General features: G+C 38.1%; 15 protein-coding genes. 6 read left to right on the top strand and 9 right to left on the bottom strand.

Going from position 1 to position 21,591, the window contains the following annotated elements; genetic code table 11:
• Nucleotides 1–9: 9 nt before the first annotated feature.
• From BGO42_RS07975 to BGO42_RS07960, 4 genes are all read right to left on the bottom strand, one after another.
• Nucleotides 10–5,529 carry a helicase-like domain-containing protein gene (locus BGO42_RS07975; protein ID WP_273245249.1) on the bottom strand — a complete coding sequence of 1,840 codons (5,520 nt, stop codon included), beginning with the start codon at nt 5,527–5,529 and terminating at the stop codon, nt 10–12.
• Nucleotides 5,530–5,567: 38 nt separating this feature from the next.
• Entirely contained in the window at nt 5,568–5,996 is a 429-nt protein-coding gene (locus BGO42_RS07970) for a hypothetical protein (protein WP_273245247.1), read from the bottom strand.
• A 10-nt stretch (nt 5,997–6,006) separates the two neighbouring features.
• Nucleotides 6,007–6,345 (bottom strand): DUF4134 domain-containing protein, encoded by a 339-nt coding sequence (locus BGO42_RS07965; protein WP_273245245.1) that lies wholly within the window; start codon nt 6,343–6,345, stop codon nt 6,007–6,009.
• Between the two features lie 145 nt (nt 6,346–6,490).
• Nucleotides 6,491–6,943 (bottom strand): hypothetical protein, encoded by a 453-nt coding sequence (locus tag BGO42_RS07960; protein WP_273245243.1) that lies wholly within the window; start codon nt 6,941–6,943, stop codon nt 6,491–6,493.
• A 395-nt stretch (nt 6,944–7,338) separates the two neighbouring features.
• On the opposite strand from BGO42_RS07960, the gene BGO42_RS07955 reads away from it, so the two are divergent.
• A complete protein-coding gene (locus BGO42_RS07955) occupies nt 7,339–7,809 on the top strand; it encodes a JAB domain-containing protein (RefSeq protein ID WP_273245241.1) in 471 nt (156 codons plus the stop codon).
• A 55-nt stretch (nt 7,810–7,864) separates the two neighbouring features.
• Here the strand turns inward: BGO42_RS07955 and BGO42_RS07950 are convergent, their stop codons facing one another.
• Entirely contained in the window at nt 7,865–8,398 is a 534-nt protein-coding gene (locus tag BGO42_RS07950; RefSeq protein ID WP_273245239.1) for a hypothetical protein, read from the bottom strand.
• Nucleotides 8,399–8,416: 18 nt separating this feature from the next.
• Entirely contained in the window at nt 8,417–9,631 is a 1,215-nt protein-coding gene (locus BGO42_RS07945) for a hypothetical protein (protein ID WP_273245237.1), read from the bottom strand.
• Between the two features lie 279 nt (nt 9,632–9,910).
• On the opposite strand from BGO42_RS07945, the gene BGO42_RS07940 reads away from it, so the two are divergent.
• A complete protein-coding gene (locus BGO42_RS07940) occupies nt 9,911–10,504 on the top strand; it encodes an RNA polymerase sigma factor (protein ID WP_273245236.1) in 594 nt (197 codons plus the stop codon).
• Nucleotides 10,505–10,671: 167 nt separating this feature from the next.
• On the opposite strand, the gene BGO42_RS07935 is transcribed toward BGO42_RS07940, so the two are convergent.
• Both BGO42_RS07935 and BGO42_RS07930 read right to left on the bottom strand, forming a co-directional pair.
• Complete coding sequence (locus BGO42_RS07935) at nt 10,672–11,565, bottom strand: hypothetical protein (protein WP_273245234.1); 894 nt, start codon at nt 11,563–11,565, stop codon at nt 10,672–10,674.
• A gap of 799 nt (nt 11,566–12,364) precedes the next feature.
• Entirely contained in the window at nt 12,365–13,498 is a 1,134-nt protein-coding gene (locus BGO42_RS07930; protein WP_273245232.1) for a hypothetical protein, read from the bottom strand.
• 89 nt (nt 13,499–13,587) lie between these two features.
• Between BGO42_RS07930 and BGO42_RS07925 the strand changes: the two genes are divergently transcribed.
• The 4 genes from BGO42_RS07925 (at nt 13,588) to BGO42_RS07910 (ending at nt 21,113) form a co-directional block, all read left to right on the top strand.
• Nucleotides 13,588–14,778: a FecR family protein gene (locus tag BGO42_RS07925; protein WP_273245230.1), complete on the top strand. Its 1,191-nt coding sequence runs from the start codon at nt 13,588–13,590 to the stop codon at nt 14,776–14,778.
• A 181-nt stretch (nt 14,779–14,959) separates the two neighbouring features.
• Entirely contained in the window at nt 14,960–18,322 is a 3,363-nt protein-coding gene (locus tag BGO42_RS07920; RefSeq protein WP_273245227.1) for a SusC/RagA family TonB-linked outer membrane protein, read from the top strand.
• Nucleotides 18,323–18,338: 16 nt separating this feature from the next.
• On the top strand, nt 18,339–19,736 hold the full coding sequence (locus tag BGO42_RS07915; RefSeq protein ID WP_273245226.1) for a RagB/SusD family nutrient uptake outer membrane protein: 1,398 nt from the start codon (nt 18,339–18,341) through the stop codon (nt 19,734–19,736).
• 27 nt (nt 19,737–19,763) lie between these two features.
• Complete coding sequence (locus BGO42_RS07910) at nt 19,764–21,113, top strand: TlpA family protein disulfide reductase (RefSeq protein WP_273245224.1); 1,350 nt, start codon at nt 19,764–19,766, stop codon at nt 21,111–21,113.
• A 68-nt stretch (nt 21,114–21,181) separates the two neighbouring features.
• Here BGO42_RS07910 and BGO42_RS07905 read toward each other — a convergent pair whose 3' ends face one another.
• On the bottom strand, nt 21,182–21,451 hold the full coding sequence (locus tag BGO42_RS07905) for a hypothetical protein (RefSeq protein WP_273245222.1): 270 nt from the start codon (nt 21,449–21,451) through the stop codon (nt 21,182–21,184).
• Nucleotides 21,452–21,591 lie beyond the last annotated feature (140 nt).

The raw sequence follows: 21,591 nt of genomic DNA, 5'->3' as shown, positions 1-21,591 counted from the left end.
GTGAATGTTTTAAAATTTTATACGTTGCCCTCTCCGTTGCTGTTTTGTGGAAACCAAATCCATTACATCTGCTTTTTCGGATAGTTCCGAATCACTGACTACCATTTCAATAATAGGGGCATCCTCAACCGTACCATTTGCAAGCAGACGCTTTTGGTTTATATTTATTGAAATTTCCCTTTCCAGATTACTTAATTCATTTTTAAGGGTTTGCAACTCCTTATCATGTAAAAATGAGCGCGCGCAAAGCTGCTCAAGTTTTGGAATTTCCTGTGTGTAATTTTTTAATTCCCGTCCATATTTTGAAACAAGACTATCAATCCTGTCAATTGCATTCAGGAAATGTCTCGCTGCAATTTTGTGGTTATCAATATTTGGATGCCCCTGATTATAGGTATACTTTATTCCGTCACTTCCCCGTTGAGCAAAAAAATTAATAGTATATGCACTTCCAATTTTATCGGTAAAGAAATTTTCCTGCCTACGGACATACAAATCAAATCCATATAACGAACCTATTTTTTGAACATCAGGATCACCAGTTTTAGGTTTCCAATTTTTGTACATATCGATAATATGCGCACCTGTTTTTTCTGGATCATCAGATTTACAGCCAATTAAATTCACAGGATTGGCCTTTGTTCCATCTTTTTCAAACTGTAGGTATTTATGGTAATTGACAAGATCTTCTGCAAGTTTATTATATGTGACTGTATCATTTGCCTGTCCTTTTTTTCTTTCCTCCAAACTAGCCTTGTACCGGTTCAACTCGCGAAAGTGAGAACTTCTCAAGCCCTCCAGAACAGTGACTTTCTTTTCGAGTCTGCTTTTTTCCAATAACGAGGTATCACCCGACAAAATGGCTATATATTCTGAAAAATTCATGCCGCTCTGTTCATCCATCGAACCTTCATCAATTGTTCTCACGTTCAGCTCACAATTCTTCATCTGTGAAATAAAAGTCTGCTTGTTTTTCAGCAAATTGAACTTATAATTATCAAGACTTTGTTCAACGGCATAAATAAAATTCTTAACCTTGTTATCGTAACATTCTTTGGCTATAACATTTCCCTGCCTTGCCCCACGACCGTTCCTTTGGTCAAGTTCCGATGGCTTCCAGGGAATGTCCAGATGATGCATAGCCACCATACGCTTTTGAACATTAAGACCAGTTCCTGCTTTTTCTGTACTCCCAACAAGAATGCGAATCTCTCCGTCATTCATTTTTTTAAAGAGGTTCTTCTTTTTAGAACCATCCCATGCCGAATCATGAATAAAGGTTATTTCATGGGCAGGGATGTCAAAGTCTTGTGCCAGTTTCCCTTTTAGTTCATCATACACGTTAAATCGTCCTGGCTTTGGGGTTCCTACATCACAAAATACTATTTGAGTACCCCTATGTTTAATACTTTCCCAATAGATCTCACTAATATTCCGCGCTGCTGTATTGATTTTATTGTTCGGATGATCGCCATAAATTTCCTCATCAATCAACCGCATATCCACAGCCATTTTTTTTGCATAGTTAGTTGCAATGAGCATTCTGGCCTGGTCTTCGGAGTCTGATAGCTCTTGCCTTCCAAGCAATGTGGCATCACCAGTAGAAGCAAACTCCATTAAGTTCTGAATAAAATCTGCCTGTTCCGATGTTGGTTTGATGTTAACCAGTATCTCATCAATCTCCGGTTTGTCAAGATTGATATGTTTAGCCGTTTTGTAATCCGTAATTTCGTTATAGAACATAGCCAATTCTGGAACTTTTATAAAATGTCTAAACCTATCCTTGGCTACGATCTCATTGGTAACATTAAATTCAAAATCTGTAGTTTTCTTTGCATATACTGCTGCCCAAGCATCAAAATTTTCAATCCCCAATCTTTTCATTTCCTTTGGCCGTAGGTATTTAAAAATGAGGTACATTTCCGTTAGACTATTCGAAATTGGAGTACCGGAAAGGAATGTTGCACACAAGTCTGCATCGTACAACTCTTGAAACTGTCTGACGGAGAACAGCATGTTCAGCGCCTTCTGGCTTCCCTCCATGTTTCCGATTCCTGCGACCCGATTGTGCCGACTGGTAAAGGTGAGGTTCTTGAACTTATGACTTTCATCAACAAAGAGATGGTCAACACCCATCGTTTTTAAATCTATTCCCTCATCTTTCCTGCTTTGAATACTTTCCTGGACCTCTTTCAACTTAATGTCTTGGTTTTTCTTTCTGATTTCCAAACCTTTCAACATCTTTTTTGAAATATCGCCCCCAATATTCCTTACCGTTTCAAGATCTAACTCAATGTTGTCCAATTCTTTTGCAAGTATGCTCTGTTGGATTTCCGGACTTTGGGGTATCTTTCCAAATTGGTCATGTGTCATTATGATACAGTCCCAATTGTTGTTCTTGATTTCATGGAACAACCTTAAGCGATTCTTAGGTTCAAAATCACGATCACTAGGATACAAAACCCTCGCACTTGGGTAGGCCTTTTTAAATGTTTCCGCTATATCACCAATATTTGCTTTCAAAGCAGTAATAACAGGCTTTTGCACAACGCCAAGCCGTTTCATTTCCTGTCCGGCCACAATCATGGTAAGTGTTTTACCAAGTCCTACCTCATGGTCAATCAACCCACCACGATTCTGAATAATTCGCCAGGCAGCATTTTTTTGTGAGCTGTACAAGTCTTCGATACCCAATGCTTTTCTGTCCAACCCTGGAAAACTAAGATGGCTTCCATCATATTCCCGCAAGACAAAGCAATTATAGGTGTTGTTATAAATATCTTCCAGCTCTTTCTTCTGGTCATTGCCCAGTTCCGTTAGCCAATTGACAAAATTGTTTCGAATGAGCTCAATCTTTTGATGCGCCAATTGTATAGCATCATTATCTGGCTGACGTATTGTTGCCCCATCATTCATTTTTATTTCATAGGTAAAAAACGGTGCCGTATTTTCAAGGGCATGTTCCAAAATGGTGTAACCATACATAGTTCTTCCACTCTTGGGAAACACTGCATACTCACTATCGACCTTAGTGTTGTGACTTACTTCAACCTTGAAGCTATCTAATGATCGCAAAAAATGTATCTTCGTTTTTTCCTCAAACAATTCAGTAGCAAATTGGTTATAATACGATTCGGGTATCCATCTTTCGCCAAGATTAAAATCCAGCAGGTCGAACGGTATCCGTTCCGGCTGGATCTTTGCTAGGGCATCCAGGCTTCGCTTGTACTGCCCGTTTTCCGACTGAGCTTCCAATGCTTTTTTAACATCGGAAAGTTTTTGGTGAACATTACCGCTCAGATATTTATCCCTTGTTTCCCAAATGTCTCCGTTTGGGTTCAGATAAATCCGCTCATCCAAAACCGCAATAGACTCTTCATCCGAGATGCCCATTGCGGAACTTATAAATGCAATATCAACATATCCCAGATCATTAAGGCTTCTGGCTAATGCTTCTAACGGATCTTCCGTCTTTAATAATTCCTGCTTCTTAAAGATACTCTGGGTAAGGATATCTGATTTGACAAATTGTACACCATCTCTTCGCTCCAGGGAAGAAAGCACTGTGTGTCCCAATGCCCTGTCTTCAAGGATTAACTTGCGATTTGCCGGATTATTAAGCTGCCCGTACTTTGCTATAAAAAAATCATAGGTTTCATTTACTTTTCCGCGATACCGTTCGTTTATATCTTCTCCGGAAAGTTCCCGTTCTGCCAAACCGAAGTAATTATCCCTTAGAAGAATGTAGTGTTGAAAGAAAGCATTACTGTCTGTAAGATTAAGGCTTCTGAAACTTGCCCTATTGTAATCCTGATCGACCTTTTCCAGAATACCAATAGTTCCTCCATAACTCACCAATGTTCCATCTGTATAGAAAGGTTTTATCGGTGAAAAATAATCTGGTGTACTTTTAGAATTTGCAAAAAAGACCGATAATGTACTGTCCCCTTCATATTTGAATGTATGGTCATACCCCTCCAAATAAACCGAAAGTTGCCGCATCTCAGTACTGACCAGACCCGAAACCATCCAATTTGCCGAAAGATGCTTTACCTCATTGACATTGGAGTATAATTTATACAGATAGCGGTTTTTGGCATCCTTAGCGGTGACCAGAACTATTGCTTCATGGCCGGGGTTATCCGTTGTTCTTATAACACCGACCATTCTGGCCGATTGTTTTTGGACGACAGTTTGGTCAAGGTCATTAATATAGGCTGCCGCACGATTGATGTTATCGGCCGGAACGACATCAAAGAGGCCCAACTGCCCGATAAATTCGGCTTTTGAATTTTCGGGCATGGGTAAATAGTTAATTTCCAGCTTCTCTGATGGATTTTTTTCTTCCTGATCTACAACGATCGCTTTTTTAAATCGATGCTTATCCAGTCTTTTTCCAATCCCATCCGTTAGAACTATATTTAGCCGCTCCGCTATGGCATCGATGCTTCCACTTTGCCAAATACCATTATGGGCTTTGCCATACTGGTTTGTTCCTTCATATATTTGGTCTCCAACGGTAATATGAGTGAGATTCTCCGAAATAAACCGGTTCTGATAGAACATACCATATACATTCTCTTTTTTATCGCATTCTATCAACCGTTGCTCTATCTCTGAGAGCGTTACTTTGCTGTTATTCTTTTGAACAATCAGAAGATGATTGGGAGCTTCTGTATTGCCTGTATCCTTCATTAGATTATCCGGCATTATGGCAAGCGCTACAAAGTCTGCACGATCAAAGAGATACTTTCTGGCCTGCCCGTTCAGGGGCGTATTCAAAAACGCATCTGTTGTGATATAAGCAATAACACCTCCGTCAGCAGCTTTCTCCAATCCTTTGGCAAAAAAGTAATTGTGAATACGATCCGTTAACCCTAAAGCTTTTAATTCCGGATCATAAACAGGAAAGTTCCCAAAGGGGATATTACTCACAACAAGATCATAGCTTCCCTCATCATCTTTTTCTGTTTCCTCAAACCCACAGATGTGAGTTGAAGTAGGAACCGCATTGGCTGCATTAATTGCCAAAAGGATTTTACCCGTTAACATGTCCTTCTCCACAGCAGTTACCTTCTGCATCTCTGGAAATGCTTTTATAGCACGGTCAATAAATACGCCGGAACCAGCAGAAGGCTCATAGAGCCGTTTGGGAGAAATTGAATTCTCCCTGAGAACGGCATAGAGAATATCAGGTACAACTGCTGGTGTATAAAATGCCGTTAAAACACTTTCTTTAAGTGATTTTATGTTTTCCTTGTATGCAAGCTCACTAAGGTTCTCTTTTAAAAGTTCATGCAGTTCACAAATGAGCTCAAAGTATTTCAAATCATTCCCGGTCGCCCCAAGGCTCCTCCATTCCTCCTTTGTAGTTGGAGGATACAAAATGGCTTTAATACCACCGAAACCGGCATACTTACAAAGCTGCTCGATATCGCTCTGCTCAAAACGATTCTTACCATCCCAGGACAGAGCGATCCTGATTGCGGCGATATTATCCGCAAGTTTTTTTGATATATTGTAAGCCATCTCCAATCATTTTATCATCCCACATCATTACTTTCAGATTATATCAGGTAATCATGTACCTCCGCTATTATGGCGTACCTTAAATGCCTGTTTTCCTCATTCTCCATTGAAAAATCAAACCTTTCAAAGGTTTCCCTACAGGCCTGTATCATATTGATTAGCTCGTAGGTCAATGTGCCGTCTTCCTTCAATCTTTCAAAATCTTTTGGAAATTCTTCTTCAACAATCCCCCTGATGTAAAGAAACCGTGACGGTTTAAGGGGAGCAGTAAGCTGTTCCATGCATTGTTCCTGTATAATGTAATCAGGGATTTGTGCCTGGATCTGTTGATTTACAAAATCCATTACGCTTGCAACCTGATCTTCGAGATACTTGGAAACAGAATAGCTTTCCTGCAGATCGAACATCTGGTCTGGATTATGGTCAACAATGTATTGCCATAACTTTTCCTTTAGAATCGTAATCATAACCGAGATTTTAAACGCCGAAGAAACTTTGAATTACCGTGGCGACAACCACTAAGAACACACAGCTACCGAACCAGGCAGCAGCTACCTTTCCGGTGTCCTGATCCCCTGCATTCCACTTCTGATAAACCTTGATTGCCCCGATCAGGCCAAGTAATGCACCTACAGCATACATCAGGTTAGTTCCAGCAGCAAAATAACTCCGTACTTTCTGGTTCGCTTCGTTAATACCGGCGATACCATCCTGCGCATAGGCGGTATATTGATACGCCAATACCGCAATAAGCACTAGCGTAAGAATTAAGCCCTTACGTTTTTCTTTTTTCGTTTTCTTTTCCAACATTTCCATCTCACACGAATTTTAATTTTTAAAAATTTAAGAGTATAAAAAGCGAAGTGGTTTCGCCGTCTCATTGACCGTATTCTGACCACACTTTACCTAACGCACCGGGACGGACAGGGAAACCAACTTCGCTAGTAGCTGTTACCTAGTGTCACCACAACAAATCAACCTCCTCTTCACTAAGGGCAACAGCTCCATATTTTTCGCACTCCGAGACGATCAACTCATTTATTGATGCCCGAAGCGGAGAATTCTTAATCAAGGGATATTCCTTCAGCGTTACGCTGATATAGTCTTTAAATTCATCAGGTTCAAGTTGTACCTGAGCCGTATCCGAGATGATACGTTTGATTTTCGTTATAAGACGCTCGATTTGTTCGAAATCCTGGTCTGATGATGCTAAGAAATGATTTTGTTTTGTTTTCGTGGAATTATCTTCATAATCCTCTTCATCGAAGGTAGTGTTGAAGTTCATTTTTTTTCGTCCCGAAAAAAATCCAATAATTTCAACTCTGTAGTATCTTAAGCCTACCAGCAGGTAATAGGCTCCTGTTCCTATGGCGATTCCTAAAAAGAAATCCGTCCAGGTAATGTTTGTAAACATACGCTTCTCATTTAATCGTTCGACATTTCCAGACCTGGTATACCGGGGCTGTTTTCTTTAAGTTCAATGGCAAAGTTGCGACGATAAGCAAGGCCACACAAGTCCAACATTTTGTTGTTACCTGGTACCCTTCGAGTTGGACTCTACTTTAATTCCATAAAATAACGGGCTTTAATGCACTTTTTCTATGGAAACATCCCTGAAAGAATTAGGATAAATCAAAATCTCGTCTTGCTACAAAGTTCGGGATTAGAGTGCGGTGGCGCTTCAAAAAATTCCGCCATAAACACCACCCACCGGCATCAGCCATCATTTATTGCGTTGCTTTTTGGCTTGCTTCTCTAATACCGGAAGGTGCACCATAACAAATTTTTTAACACTAAAAATTAAATATTATGGAAAGCCAGGTAAATAACATTAATCTGCTGGAAGTTGCAGAAATGCAGTTAGTATATAGAAATAAGATAAAAGCGTCTCTAAGACCCAGCATAACAAGAGCTGACGACGCTTATAAGATTTTCCTAAATAATTGGGATGAAGATCGCATTGAAATGGTTGAGCAATTCAAGATTATGGTACTTAATAGAGCCAATAAAGTATTAGGGATATTCGAAGTTTCCACAGGAGGTACAACAGGTACCGTAGTTGATCTGAAATTAATTTTCTCAGCGGCACTACATGCAAATGCCTCAGCAATCATCCTGGCTCATAATCATCCTTCCGGAAATTTAAAACCCAGCGAAGCCGATAAAACCATAACCAGCAAGATTGTGGATGCAGGCAAATTGCTTGATATACAAGTCTTAGATCATCTCATCATTACTACAGAAGGCTTCTTTTCCTTTGCAGATGAAGGACTGCTCTGATTCCGCTAAAAATGAAAATAAAAAGGGGCTTATCGCCCCTTAACTCATTTCGTACTTACCATTGAGCCAATTCCCAGCCATTATCAGTAAGTTTGAATTCAGCCTTTCTTTTGTTCTTTCTGGAAACCTCTAAGTCCTTGTTTAGTCTGAAAAAAGGTGTCACGTTGTTAAAAGCGGTACTATACTCAACAACCGTAATACCTAGTGTTGGTTCGGCATATATCCTTTCGATTTTTTCAAAATCCTCATCTGCAATCTTTACATTTTGGACTTTAATCTTTCTATCCTTTTCAGAAGTAGGCAGCAGGAATGGAACCGCTGCCGGAGTAAATTCTATAAAAGCTTTACTTCCAAGTTCAGAATAGTGGAGATTTTTATTAATTTTTACTAAACCATCCTTTTCAAAGCCCGCCTTCAATAATATTCTTGCCTGTTCAGGATCACCACAGAAGATTTCACGACTGATCGCAATAGGATAACCTTGGCTCTTCCTTATTATCAATATTGCTTTCTCCTTTGTTAATTCCTCTTTTTCACAGCTAATGCAAACAACACTGGTCATCATTAGAATAATAATGCTCCTTTTCATAATATGTAGGTTAATTGGTTAATAGCCTTTTATCTTGTTGATAATCTTCTCCAATGCCTGAATAGCTATGTCTTTATCGCGAGCTTCGGCGATGTAAGATTTACTCCGCATAGCATCATAAGATAGATTTTCTTTGAATGGCGTTGACAAATGTGGAACAAGTGTTCTAAAAACCTGATTCATGGACTTAGCAACTAAGATTCTTGCTTCATCCGCTCCACGCAGAATTAACCCTAACTGGTCGGTAGTAAGCATACAACGAACTTTGTTTATTTCCTTTGGGGCGGTTGTATTAGGCTTTGGACTAACCGTTGGTTTAGGTAAAGATACAATAGAAAACTGAACCAATCTTTCCAGATAGCGGATTTCCAGCTCAAACCAGTCATCCATAATCGCCTTAAGATCATGATAACCCGGATTTAGCTTAAATCCGGGTTTACGATGTTGCTGTTTAAAAGCCTTTTGATAATAATGTAGCCGTTCAATTTTTTCAGTTATGTCGTCACATGGCTCCAAAGCCTTAATAATTCTTTGTGTTAGCTGGTCAATGTATGTTTTACTGTTATAGTTCAGATAAATCAGAAGTTTATCAACTGATGTAAAAACATCATTTCCTTCATTATTTTCAAACTTCAACCCATATAAGCCTTTCACCAGCTCATTTTTGTAAAAAATAGCCCGGAAGGTAACTTCAAACTTATGGTTTTTTGTGTTTGTAAAACGATACAATCTTTTAAATATAAGCTTCGAGGGAGGCATTTCTTGTAGGACCTTATAATTGAGGTGCTGCCTCAGTTTATCCAGTTTAACTTTTAAAGCGGACTTAGTCAAGACCAGATAATTAGAGTTAACCCTCTCTTCAGGACTTAGATATTTGGCAAACCTCGCTTCCAAAAATGAAATCAGCTCGCTGAGTGTGGTGAGCAGTGTTTTATAAACTTTTTTAAGTTCAATCGGGCAATCGTCTAAACGATTTTGATTGGCAAATGCAATATCGGTAATATTAATAATGGATGAGTAATACTGTCTAACCAAAAGTTCCACCGCCTTAGTACTCTGTAAGGTGAATGTCTGTGTTTTGATAATTAACTGGATACGGGTTGTCTCTCTTTTCAGGTAAGTAATGATCTGCTCACACTGATCCGCAGTTAAAGTTTTTACATTATTGTCTTCAGGATTAAGGGTTACGGTAATTAATAAATCAATTGATTCTAAAGGGTAAGTATCTGTCATGATGATAAGGTGTTAATTAAACAATTGGTTATAAAGCATCGCTTTTTGTTATTTTTTGGGTTTGTGTGTCCCTTATGACAGATGTTACATGAAAAATAAAAATTATTCTAAAATCCTTTTTAGAAGTGCCAAGAGCTTATTTTTTTGTTGGTTTTAACTTAACTGATCCATCCGCTTTGCAATACATAATTTGCAATTAGACAGTGAAATAGTATAATTGCATTTCAATTTTGTTTTCTAACCAGTATTTAGTAACTTAATATAAGGTAAGTATCAGCAATGCATGTCTTAAGCTCCATAGATGAAAGGGAACTTCTAATCAGGTTAGGAGAAGAAACCGCGTTTAATACCTTATATGATCTTTATTCAAACCGAATCTACAACCGCTTATTAAAGCTTACCCAATCAGAACAGCTCGCAGACGAACTCTTACAGGACACTTTTGTTATACTCTGGAATAAACGAGATACCATTAATCCCGACCTATCCATAAAATCCTGGCTTTATAAGGTAGCTGAAAATGAGGTTTATCAACTTTACCGGAAAATTGCACGGGATAAAAAGCTACAGGAGCATATTGTTTCAACTTTTTTAGAAAGTTACTCCCACACCGAAGAAGGCATTTACCTGAAAGAAAGTCAGGAACTACTGGACAAAGCGATGGATCAGTTATCACCACAGCGCAGGCAGGCTTTTAAGTTATGTAGATTAGATGGTATGAGCTACCAACAGGCAGCAGAAATTATGGGGGTATCAACATCAACAGTTAGTAACCATTTGGTGCAAGCGACCAGTATTGTACGCAAGTACATATTCCAGTCACAAGAGCGAATGGCTATCATAATTTCACTTTTAATGCTTCAAAAATATTAGCTTAAACTTCTATAAACCATTTAATTTCGTCTATCTTTCTCCTGTTTTTTTATCGTGTGATAAATCCAAGACAATTCCATGAATCCTATAAAACCCGGCTTATTGTGTTTTTTTAATCCACCTACATCCTCCTGATATTTATACGATTTTCACGATATAAGATTATTCTATCTCTTTTTTTTGGTTAATAACAACTGTTTTATACCATATTCATGTTCAAGAATCTGTCCATGCTGGACAATCAGATCTATAGAGCGTTCATTAGTTTGTTTGATGTTCTGCATGATAGGCATTTCCCTCAGTCTTGAAGCAATGGAACTGATTGTCTGTTCATTTTTTGAATCATAGAAATCCTTCATTATTCGAATCATTGTATCCGAAAGCCTTGATGGACTATCGTCGATATACTCAGGTGAATGCCATGTTACATCGATTCCCTGATTTGAATAGGCATAAAAGTGCTCGTGTGTATCAATTAGCTCATGCGGGATAATCGATATATGATTTCTTAGAAATGGTAAGAAGCCGTAATACGAAGTCCAATTAAAATCTCTGAGTGCGTAATTCCCTAAAAAAAATGGTTCGTATGGAATATTATTGATATTGAGAAAATCTTTTTGATACTCATGCTTATCAAGGCATAGAGGAGCTACATAAAACGCATGTGAAAACCCTGTATTTGCATAGTTCATCAAAATGTTATGCTGATAATCATGTGCATGCTCTGCTTTTCTTCTAAGTTGAAAGTATAAAAAATGATCATCATTTTTATCTAGTCCAAGGTCATGCCTAAACTCTCTTATGTCTTCGAGTTTGCTTCTATTCTTTCGTCTAGAGGCCGCAACTTTATTTATTGTTTTTAATCCCTGCGATACTTTCGCTTGTATGTAAATTGGCATCGCGTTGGTGTCTTCGGATATAAGATCTGCGCCTGTTAGTTGTTCATTGGCATTTTCCAAATAATAAAACCCACCCAAGTGTGGGGCGAAGCAACCTAGGTAACGAGCAATATCAATTTCTATAAGTTTTTCCTTAAAATTACATTTGATCTGATAACTCATGATGAGAGGTTTAATTATTAATACCTACTATGTAAGCAATATTTATTTTGATAAAGAAGCATGCTACTGTACATACAAATCTACAAAATATAAACGTACCTAATGTTTGCAGGAAGCACATGTTTGTCTAAAATTTCTCGTGCAAAATGCTGAATCGTGCTTATAGTCCACTTCTTTTACCAAAAATAGGCTGTAGCTTGTCCCAGAATTGTTGTTCAAGAATTTCAACAATAAACCGGTCAATGTTTTCAGAGGTTTGGGAGATAACCTCAAAAGTGGAAATTTTCAGATCATATTCTAAACAATCATCCCACTTACAAAGGTGCAAGCTATAGACACGTCCCCCTCAGTACCGAGATGATTTTTCAAACGGTTTACAAAATCTGTTGTCTAGCTACCTACATACAACACACTGGACTGTGTCCTGTTATACCTGGATAGATTAACTTTGTCTATGTTTTTTGTTCTGGTCTTGTTTAACGTGTGGTAATGCTCAAAACGGCTTACTAATAGTTTCACTTTATCCTTCGATTTGATCTCGATGACATATATAATGGGATTAGTGCTCGTTTCTATCTTATGTAGTTGTTTTTTAAGTGTTGTCCTATCCCTAAACTCTTTAGAATTGAACGATATTTTCTGTAATGGTCGAATAGTAATCCTTGACATCTGATTTGCCAAATCCAGTGCAAATTGCTCTGACTTCTTAACTATATCAATGGCGTCAATCTTCATTCATCAAATTCTACTAATTAACTTTTATTTATAACGTGCAAACAGTTTCAACAGCATCTTTTCTTTATTTTATCTTCGTCAGAATATTATAATTTCTATCAAAACCAATAGAGAGTTTTTGAGAGATCTCGCCAATTTTCTTTGCAGAATAATTAGCTTCATCTAGCCATAGTATTTCATTGGTGTTTTTCAATTGGTCACGATAAAGGGTTACAGTGACATAGTCAAAATAATCTATTATTGCCAAATGAGGAGAATTTAGGTCGATGCCATAATCATAGGCCATCCGTAACAAGATTTCATCTTTTAAATTCTGTTGTGATGTCCAGCTATCCTCTCTTAGAACATCGAAAATCGAAAACACAGCGGAACAATATACAGAGTAGCTATCATGATTCCTTTTTAAGAAAGGTATCAGGTCATTTTCATTTTTGGCGATATGCTTGCAAAGTTCACGTACAAATTCAGATACGTCTCCAACAAAAGCTCCAGCATTGACAAAGTCACTCTCGAATTTCCAAAAATTAAATGCTCTTGCCGAGACATGTTCTTTTCCCATAAAAAGCTCGTTGGAGCCTGTAAATTTCTCAACTATAGCATTCCACCCTCTAAAGTGTAGGTTAAAATGATCAATTTCTATCGGCATATCAATGTCGTAATCCGGTATAAATACACCGCATTCTGTCATACCGCCAACGTAATCATCCCACCCTGCGAACCAGACAGTACGCTTTGACCTACTCTGATAAGGTTGTGAAACAAGTCCAATACTATTTGCTATTATTTCATTCACTGCTCCTTTTATATTAATAAAATATGTTTTTACTTCAAAAATCGTTCGTGTATAAATAGGATTATGTTTGTAGCCATTGTAACATAATCTAAAATCATGAAGGAAATCAACATAGCTTTGAGCAATACCATGATTTTTTAATTCTTCGATCAAATCGTAAAATTTTTTATTAGCAATATTCAGAACAGTACCCTTCAGAAACTTCTCAAGATCTCCACCAATAGCTATCACCATTTCTGAATAGTCATTCTCCATATACGAGATGCTTATCAGACTATTAATTTTTGTAATTGAGTCCTCTATTTTATTGACAAGAGCGTCTCCCTTTGTACGCATAGTTTTATTATATAATTGGGTGGATATAAATTTAACAAATTCCCATTCCGCAGCATTGTGTATTTGCATAAAATCACATTTTTAAAATATTTTTCATTTTTTATCACATTCCACTAGTGTGTTTTTCCTTCCCAAGCATATAAGGAAGAAAAAGGCGCGTGAAAACATCACAAAACATACCACAACTTTACAAACAGTTCCTTTCGGGAAGGTGTACACCGGAAGAATTACAGGAACTGTTCCGGTACTTCGGAACTACCGATGAGGAAGTTTTACGCAACCTTATTACTCAGGCTCCGGACGATGAGAACGACTACCAGTCAATCTCTACAGAAAGAGCAGAAAAATTAGGTCACCTCTATCAGAACATAAAGGCAAGAACTCAGGTTTCAAAAACCTATAAATGGAAGTATGCTGTAACGATTGCAGCTACATTGTTTATCATTTCCACATTCGTCATTTACTTTTTAAAACGCTCCAATAACAAAACAGCTCAACAAGCTCAGGTCTTAACTGAAGATGTTAGGCCCGGCAAGCAGGCAGCCACCTTAACCCTTGCTAGTGGTAAGAAGATATTCCTTTCCGATGCTATTAACGGAAAAATTGCTGAAGAATCCGGTGTACGGATCACAAAAGATAAAAACGGATTGATAACCTATGAAATTACCGGAAATCAATCAGAACCAAATGGCACAAATACACTCTCGACTTCACGTGGAGAAACCTATCAGGTTATTTTGCCTGATAAAAGTAAAGTATGGCTCAACGCCACTTCCAGTATTTCTTATTCAACTTCGCTTAGAGAGCGTGACGGGGAAAGAAGAGTTATGCTAAGCGGCGAAGCCTACTTTGCTGTTGCTAAAGATAAATCCCGTCCTTTCATTGTTAGGACTGCCAATCAGGAAGTAAGAGTGCTGGGAACACACTTCAACGTGAATAGCTATGCAGATAAAAACAGTACAGTAACCACTTTGGAAGAAGGCTCTGTGATGGTTAACCCTTTGAACAAGAAAATAAATCCGACAATTCTTAAACCAGGTCAGCAATCCCTATTTAATGGATCATCCCTTTCTATAGAGACTGCAAATATGGAGGCTGCTTTAGGCTGGAAAAATGGATTATTCGTCTTTGACCAGGCAAGTGTTCCTGAGGTAATGCAACAAATTTCCCGCTGGTACAATATTGATGTGGAATATAAAGGAGTGATCCCTGAGGATAAGATTGGTGGTGATATATCCAGACAGTCGGACTTATCCGCTGTGTTGCGCATGTTAGAACTGGTAAATATCAGGTATAAAATCATAAATACTTCATCCGGAAATGACTTAAAAATCGTAATCAACCCTTAGTTTACTACAAATCGAATGTTTAACTAAACCCCATACAATGAAATAAAAAAAAGTAAAATTTAGGTGCTAATAATCCTCAAATAAAAAGCCGGTAGCGTTGATCAGAACGCTGCCGGCAATGTTTGGGGTCAAAACCATCCTGTAAAAGCTGTACATCAACTAACCCAAACTATTCAAAAGTATGAAATTTTTCACATACCGGAATCTCCATGCGCATCAAAAAATGCAGATAGTTTCCTGGCTAAAGGGACTTGACCCTTCAATCAAGAGAATGATCATTATGCGCATTAATTTGTCAGTATGCCTTGTAATGATGTTTATCATCAATGTTTGTGCAAAAAATGCCACAGCACAAGCTATATCATTAAAATATAAAAATGAGTCAATAATCAAGGTTATAGATGCTATAAAAAAGCAAAGTGGCTACCAATTCCTTTATAATTACAAATCTTTGAACAAAGCCAATAAAGTAACAATTGAGATTAAAGCTAAATCGTTGCAGCAAACTTTGGAGGTACTTTTCACAGACCAACCCTTCACCTTTGAAATTGTTCAAAAAACTATTGTCATCAAGGAAAAGCAAAATACAGATCGAAACCAACAACAAACAAATATTGATGTCCATGGTATCATTGTCGATCAGGACTTAAAACCTTTAATTGGGGCTACGGTTAAGGTTAAAGGAACAAGCAAAAACACAGCTACCAACAACTTAGGTGAATACCTTTTACCCGACGTTGCTAATAATGCAGTTTTGATTGTTAGCTATATCGGCTATCTGACACAGGAAGTCAGTGTAAAAAATGCCAGTAAGATTATTTTAAGCAAAAGCGAATCAAAGCTTGATGAAGTACAGGTAATTGCCTATGGTACAACAACAAAGCGCTTAAACACAGGTTCAGTGGCAACAGTATCAGCAAAAGATATCGAAAAACAACCTGTGAGTAACCCTCTTGCGATTCTTTCCGGAAAAGTACCGGGGTTATTAGTCACTCAGAGTTCAGGTCAAACTGGGGCTTCCTTTACGGTTCAGGTTCGAGGACAAAATTCAATAGTCCAGAATAGTGATCCGCTTTTTATTGTCGATGGTGTCCCTTTTGCTACCAATAATGATGGTATCAGTCAAGTAGGCGGACCTTTCTCCTATAGCCTTGCACGAGGTCGTTCAGGTGACCTTAGCCCCTTCAATAGCATTAATCCAAGCGATATTGAAAGTATCGAGATTCTAAAAGATGCCGATGCTACTGCCATTTATGGAAGCAGAGGAGCTAACGGTGTTGTGCTTATTACCACCAAAAAAGGAAAAGCAGGAAAAACAAAGTTTGATGTTAGTTTCCAGGAAGGATATAGCCAAGCAGGGAGGATGATAAAAATGATGAGTACCGATCAGTACTTGGCTATGCGTAAAGAAGCTTTCGCCAATGATGGGGTTTCTATGACCAATAGCAACGCTTTTGATGTCTTGTTATGGGATACAAAACGCAGTACTGACTGGGGAAAATACCTGCTTGGGGGTACGGCAAACACCAAAAGTATACAGGGCAGCGTTTCCGGAGGAAATGATTTGACTCAATTCCTTATCGGTGCCAACTACTATCATGAAACAACTGTTTCCCCGGGATCTCTGTTTTTCAACCGTGGGGGTATGCACGTCAATATTAATCATAGTTCTACCGATAAACGGTTCAGTATCCAGCTGACTACAAGTTATACGGCAAGTAAGAATAATAATAGCAGTGGTAATCTGGCAGGATCAATGCTTACCATTTTACCCAATACAATGCCACTTTATGATAGTGCAGGTAATCTGACTTGGAGCGAGTCAGGTTTCACCTTTACCAATCCTTTATCTTTTATAAAAAGCTATTATAATAACACTATTAACAGTCTCAACTCTAATTTACAGATAAGTTATAGGCTTTTAAGCCATCTAAAGTTACAATTAAGTTCAGGCTATAACCTGATGGAGGTGGATGAAATAAAAGCAAATCCGATAATCTCAAAAAATCCCTCTTCAAACCCTACAGGAAATGCTGCATTCGGCAATAACAGTTTCAAATCTCTGGTTATAGAGCCCCAGTTAAGCTATGATCAAGAAATTACAGGAGGTAAGCTTGATGTATTATTGGGCACAACTTATCAACAAAATAATGGGACAGGTTCTTCAATAAATGCTTCAGGATACACCAATGACGAGCTGATTAGATCGATGTCAGCTGCTCCAACGCTAAGTGTATCCAATAGTTTTAACGAATATAGGTATGCGGCAGTATTTGGAAGGATACATTACAATTATAAAGATACTTATCTTATTAATATTACAGGTCGAAGAGATGGCAGCAGTCGTTTCGGACCTGGAAGACAGTGGGCGAATTTTGGTGCTATCGGTGCGGGTTGGATATTTTCCAATTTTCCAGTTCTAAAAAATGAATTAAAGTGGTTGAGCTTTGGTAAATTTCGTGCAAGCTATGGTATTACTGGTAATGACGGAATTGGGAATTACCAATATCTGGATACCTATTCCAATTCACAATACCCCTACGATGGAAAGTCCGGACTGTATCCGACCAGATTATTCAACGCGGAATATGGATGGGAATCTAACAAAAAACTGGAAGCAGCCTTAGAACTGGGTTTTCTCAGGGACAGGATTTTTTTATCCACAGCATGGTATAGAAACCGAAGTGATAATCAATTGGTCAATTACGCTTTACCTACCCAAACCGGATTTGCATCAATTACACAGAATTTACCAGCCTTAGTGCAAAACACGGGTGTTGAATTTTTACTTAACACTCGAAATATAACAACTGGTGTGTTTAAATGGACAACCGATGTAAATGTTTCGTTTCCGCAGAACAAATTGTTGAAATTTCCGGGACTCTCCACATCATCGTATAGAAACACTTACGCGATCGGTAAGTCTCTGAATATCGGAAGTGGTTACATCACTGCGGGAGTTAATCCCAAGACAGGAGTATATGACTTTGTAGATCAATCAGGAAATATTTCTTCAACCCCTTCTTACCGAGTTGTTGGTTTAGTCAATCTAGATCCTAAATACTACGGTGGAATAACCAATGATCTTACGTACAGACAATGGAGCCTTTCATTTTTTTTCGAGTTCAGAAAACAGATGGGATACAGCCTGTTGCAAGGTCAAAGGGTCGTGCCGGGGCAGCGGGTCAATCAGCCCGTAGAAATGCTTGATGTATGGCACAAGCCGGGTGATGTAGCTCAGTATCAAAGATACACTCAATCTACCACCAGTGATGCTTATAAGGCTAATGCTGCCATTTATAGCGATGGTGCAGATGTCAATTATGCCGACGCTTCCTTTATTCGATTAAGAAATATTTACATCGGATATCAATTTTCTGATTCAATTCTCAAAAAATTAAAGGTCAATCGGCTGAATCTGTTTTTGCAGGGTCAAAACCTTTGGCTTATTACAAAATACAAAGGCAATGACCCTGAAATACAATTGAATTCTATAATGGCTCCTCTCAAATCATTTGTGCTGGGCATTCAATTATCCATGTAACCCTAATCTTTATATTATGTTCAGCGATAAAACAAAATACATAACCATCTATTTAGGTCTCCTGTCTATTTTTTTTACGGTTTCCTGTAAGAAATTGATATCCGTGGATTCGCCCATTAACCAACTTGGATCAGATGTCGTCTATAACAGCGATGCGAATGCCATCTCTGCGATCACTGGGCTTTATTCATCCATGAGTGCCAATGCCACCTCATTTGTTGGCTCGGGAACGACAATTTTCTGTGGCCTTTCGTCTGATGAACTGCATAACAGTTCATCAATAACTTATGACGATTTTTTTAATAATACACTGAGCTCGTCAACCTCTGCATTGGATTTAAATATTTGGACACCTGCCTATAATTACATCTATCAGGCGAATTCAATTATTGCGGGTGTTGATCATTCAAAAACTCTTGGGAGTTCTACCCGAAGTCAGGTCAAGGGTGAGGCACTGCTTATAAGAGCATTCTGCTATTTTTATCTTGTCAATTTTTTTGGTGATGTTCCATTGGTTCTTTCCACCGACTATCAATCTAATGCAATGCTAGTACGCAGTCCATCCTCAAAAATATATGAACAAATTACCGAAGACTTACAAGTATCGCAGCAATTACTTACCGTTACGTATCCCGGAGGTAATAGAGGCAGAATCAACCTTTACACCGCCACCGCCTTTTTAGCACGGGTATATCTGTACCAGAAAGATTGGAATAATGCCGAAACTCAGTCTTCATCAGTGATCAATTCTTCAGCGTATTCTTTGGTTAGTAATCCTGATAGTGTTTTTCTTTCCGCTAGCAAGGAAGCAATATGGCAGCTTATTCCGGTGCCGGCAACTGCTAATACGACTGAAGGGACCAATTTTATACCTGGTAGCAATACAGTGCCTAATTATGAATTGACAGGGGCACTTTTGAAGTCATTTCCGGCCTCTGACAAGCGAAAACAACGTTGGACAAAAACCATCAGCTTAGCAGGAAACTCTTTTACCTACCCTTTTAAATATAAAGCGAGAACAGCTGCTGGGGTTGCGGTTTCAGAATATTATGTGATGATGCGCTTGGCGGAGCAATATCTGATACGGGCGGAAGCAAAAGCCCAAAAAAACAATCTAAACTCTGCCATTCAGGATGTTGATAAGATTAGACAAAGGGCAGGAATTACATTACTATCAATCATTACTCCCAATATAAGCCAAAAGGCACTTATAGATTCGATAGCGTTAGAAAGAAAACGCGAGTTTTTTGCCGAATGGGGACACCGATGGTTTGATTTAAAGCGTACGGATCAGGCACATTCGATACTAGGCACTATAAAACCGGATTGGCAATCTACGGATACTTTATATCCGATACCGAAACCGCAAATGTTGCTCAATTCTAATTTAGTTCAAAATCCGGGCTACAATTAATGGTATTTACACTCAAAAAAAATTATTATGTTAGATAAACACTTTATATTACTTTTTGCCCTGATTATGACTCTTTCAGCCTCAGCGCAACAAAAACAGCTTGCTCCCGTATCAATAGGACGCGCTGTTCCGAAAGTACAGATTTATAACGTTCAAAATCACTCTCAAACCTCATTTAATATTTCAGACTTCAAAGACAAGCTTATCATTTTTGATTTTTGGGATGTAAATTGTACTCCGTGCATAAAAGCTTTTCCAAAACTTGATTCACTCCAAAATGAATTTGGGGATAAAGTTCAAATCATTTTGGTTACTACAACTTCGAAAAATGAATTGGATAAATGGTATGCGATTCGAAAAGAAGGATCTGCTCTCCATAGGTATACCCCAAAACTGATTTCAGTTATCCAGGATACTGTATTATCGAAGTTGTTTCCCCATACTACAATACCTCATTCAGTATGGATTAATGGTGACGGTATTCTACAGGCCGTAACTCAAGGGCATTATGCTACTTCTGAGAATATAAAGAAGATGCTCGTAGACAAAAATTTAAACCTTCCTGAAAAGCGTGATTTTCTTACTTATGATTCCAAGCAAAGTCAATTTCCGCAAATTTATTTGCAGTATCCTGATAAATTGAAATATTACTCAACATTGATGGGATATGTGCCAGGTCTTTCAGGAAGCCAATCGAGATTTAAAGTTGATTCTGTAAATAAAACAGTTTCTATAAAAAGGGTTGGAACTATACTTGATTTTTATGGTGATATTTTTAGCAGCTACAGGGCCGGCGATCCATATAAAAGTCCTTTTTATGATTTTGGTAAAAGAATAGTTCTAGATGTAAAGGATTCTTCACGGTTGTTTTTTAAAGGAAATATAGAAACAGAAGAATATGAAGTTTTGCGTTCAAATAACAAATACCACTACGAAACGGTTTTACCCCTTATGACAGAAAAAGAAGCGTATAGGCATTATCTGGAAGATATGAATGCGTTTTTTGGGCTCCAGGCGAAATATGAGGAAAGAGAAATGAAGTCTTTAGTATTGGTCAGAACGAGCAGCAGTGAAAAATTTAAATCTGCAGCCCATATTTTAGAACGTAGTGGTGGTATTACGAAAGATGGCACCTATTTTATGAAAAATGGCTCTTTGCTTGGGCTTGTCAGAGAACTTTCTGAAAACAATAAAGACAAGCCTTATATCTTTATTGATAGTACGGAATATAAAGGGAGAGCTGATATTGAAATAAAGTCTCCTTTGTCAAATCTTAAAGCCGTAAGAAGGGAACTCATCGAAAAATATGCGCTAGATTTAGTTGAAAAAAACCAACTAGTTTCTGTTTTGGTCATTTCAGATAAGAAAAGGGAATAATCTAAAAATAACAAAGGGCAGAACTCTTTTATGAAGAAAACTGCCCTTTGTTTTTAAAATACTAGAATTTAATTAAAAGCTCTAGTTTGATCAGGTGTGTCTACTGTTGGATCAGCATTGGGATCCGAGAAACCGATCGCACAACCTTTTCCTTCTGCAATGCAACCATTATTTGGATTTTCACCAACTCCCAATGATGTTTGTCCATCGGGGGTATACCAATGAAGATTTGTTTGCTGGTTGTTTACTTTTGATGAATCAGCTTTTGTAAAAGCAAAAGCTCCGATGGCACCGCCAGCAATAAGCAATGCTGCTACGGCAGTTTTTAATGTTTTCATAATTTGAGGCGCTTTTGTAGATCAAAAAGCATAAACTTTGATTGATTGCTTACTCTAAAAGGTTTTCAGCTTCCCCTACTTTTTTTGCCATAGTAATAGCTGTTCGGTGATGGTACGCCCTCACCAAATTGTGCTTTGAC

It is taken from the genome of Flavobacterium sp. 40-81, from assembly GCF_001898245.1.
Lineage (GTDB): Bacteria > Bacteroidota > Bacteroidia > Flavobacteriales > Flavobacteriaceae > Flavobacterium > Flavobacterium inviolabile.
This window is presented reverse-complemented; position numbering and strand designations above follow the sequence as displayed.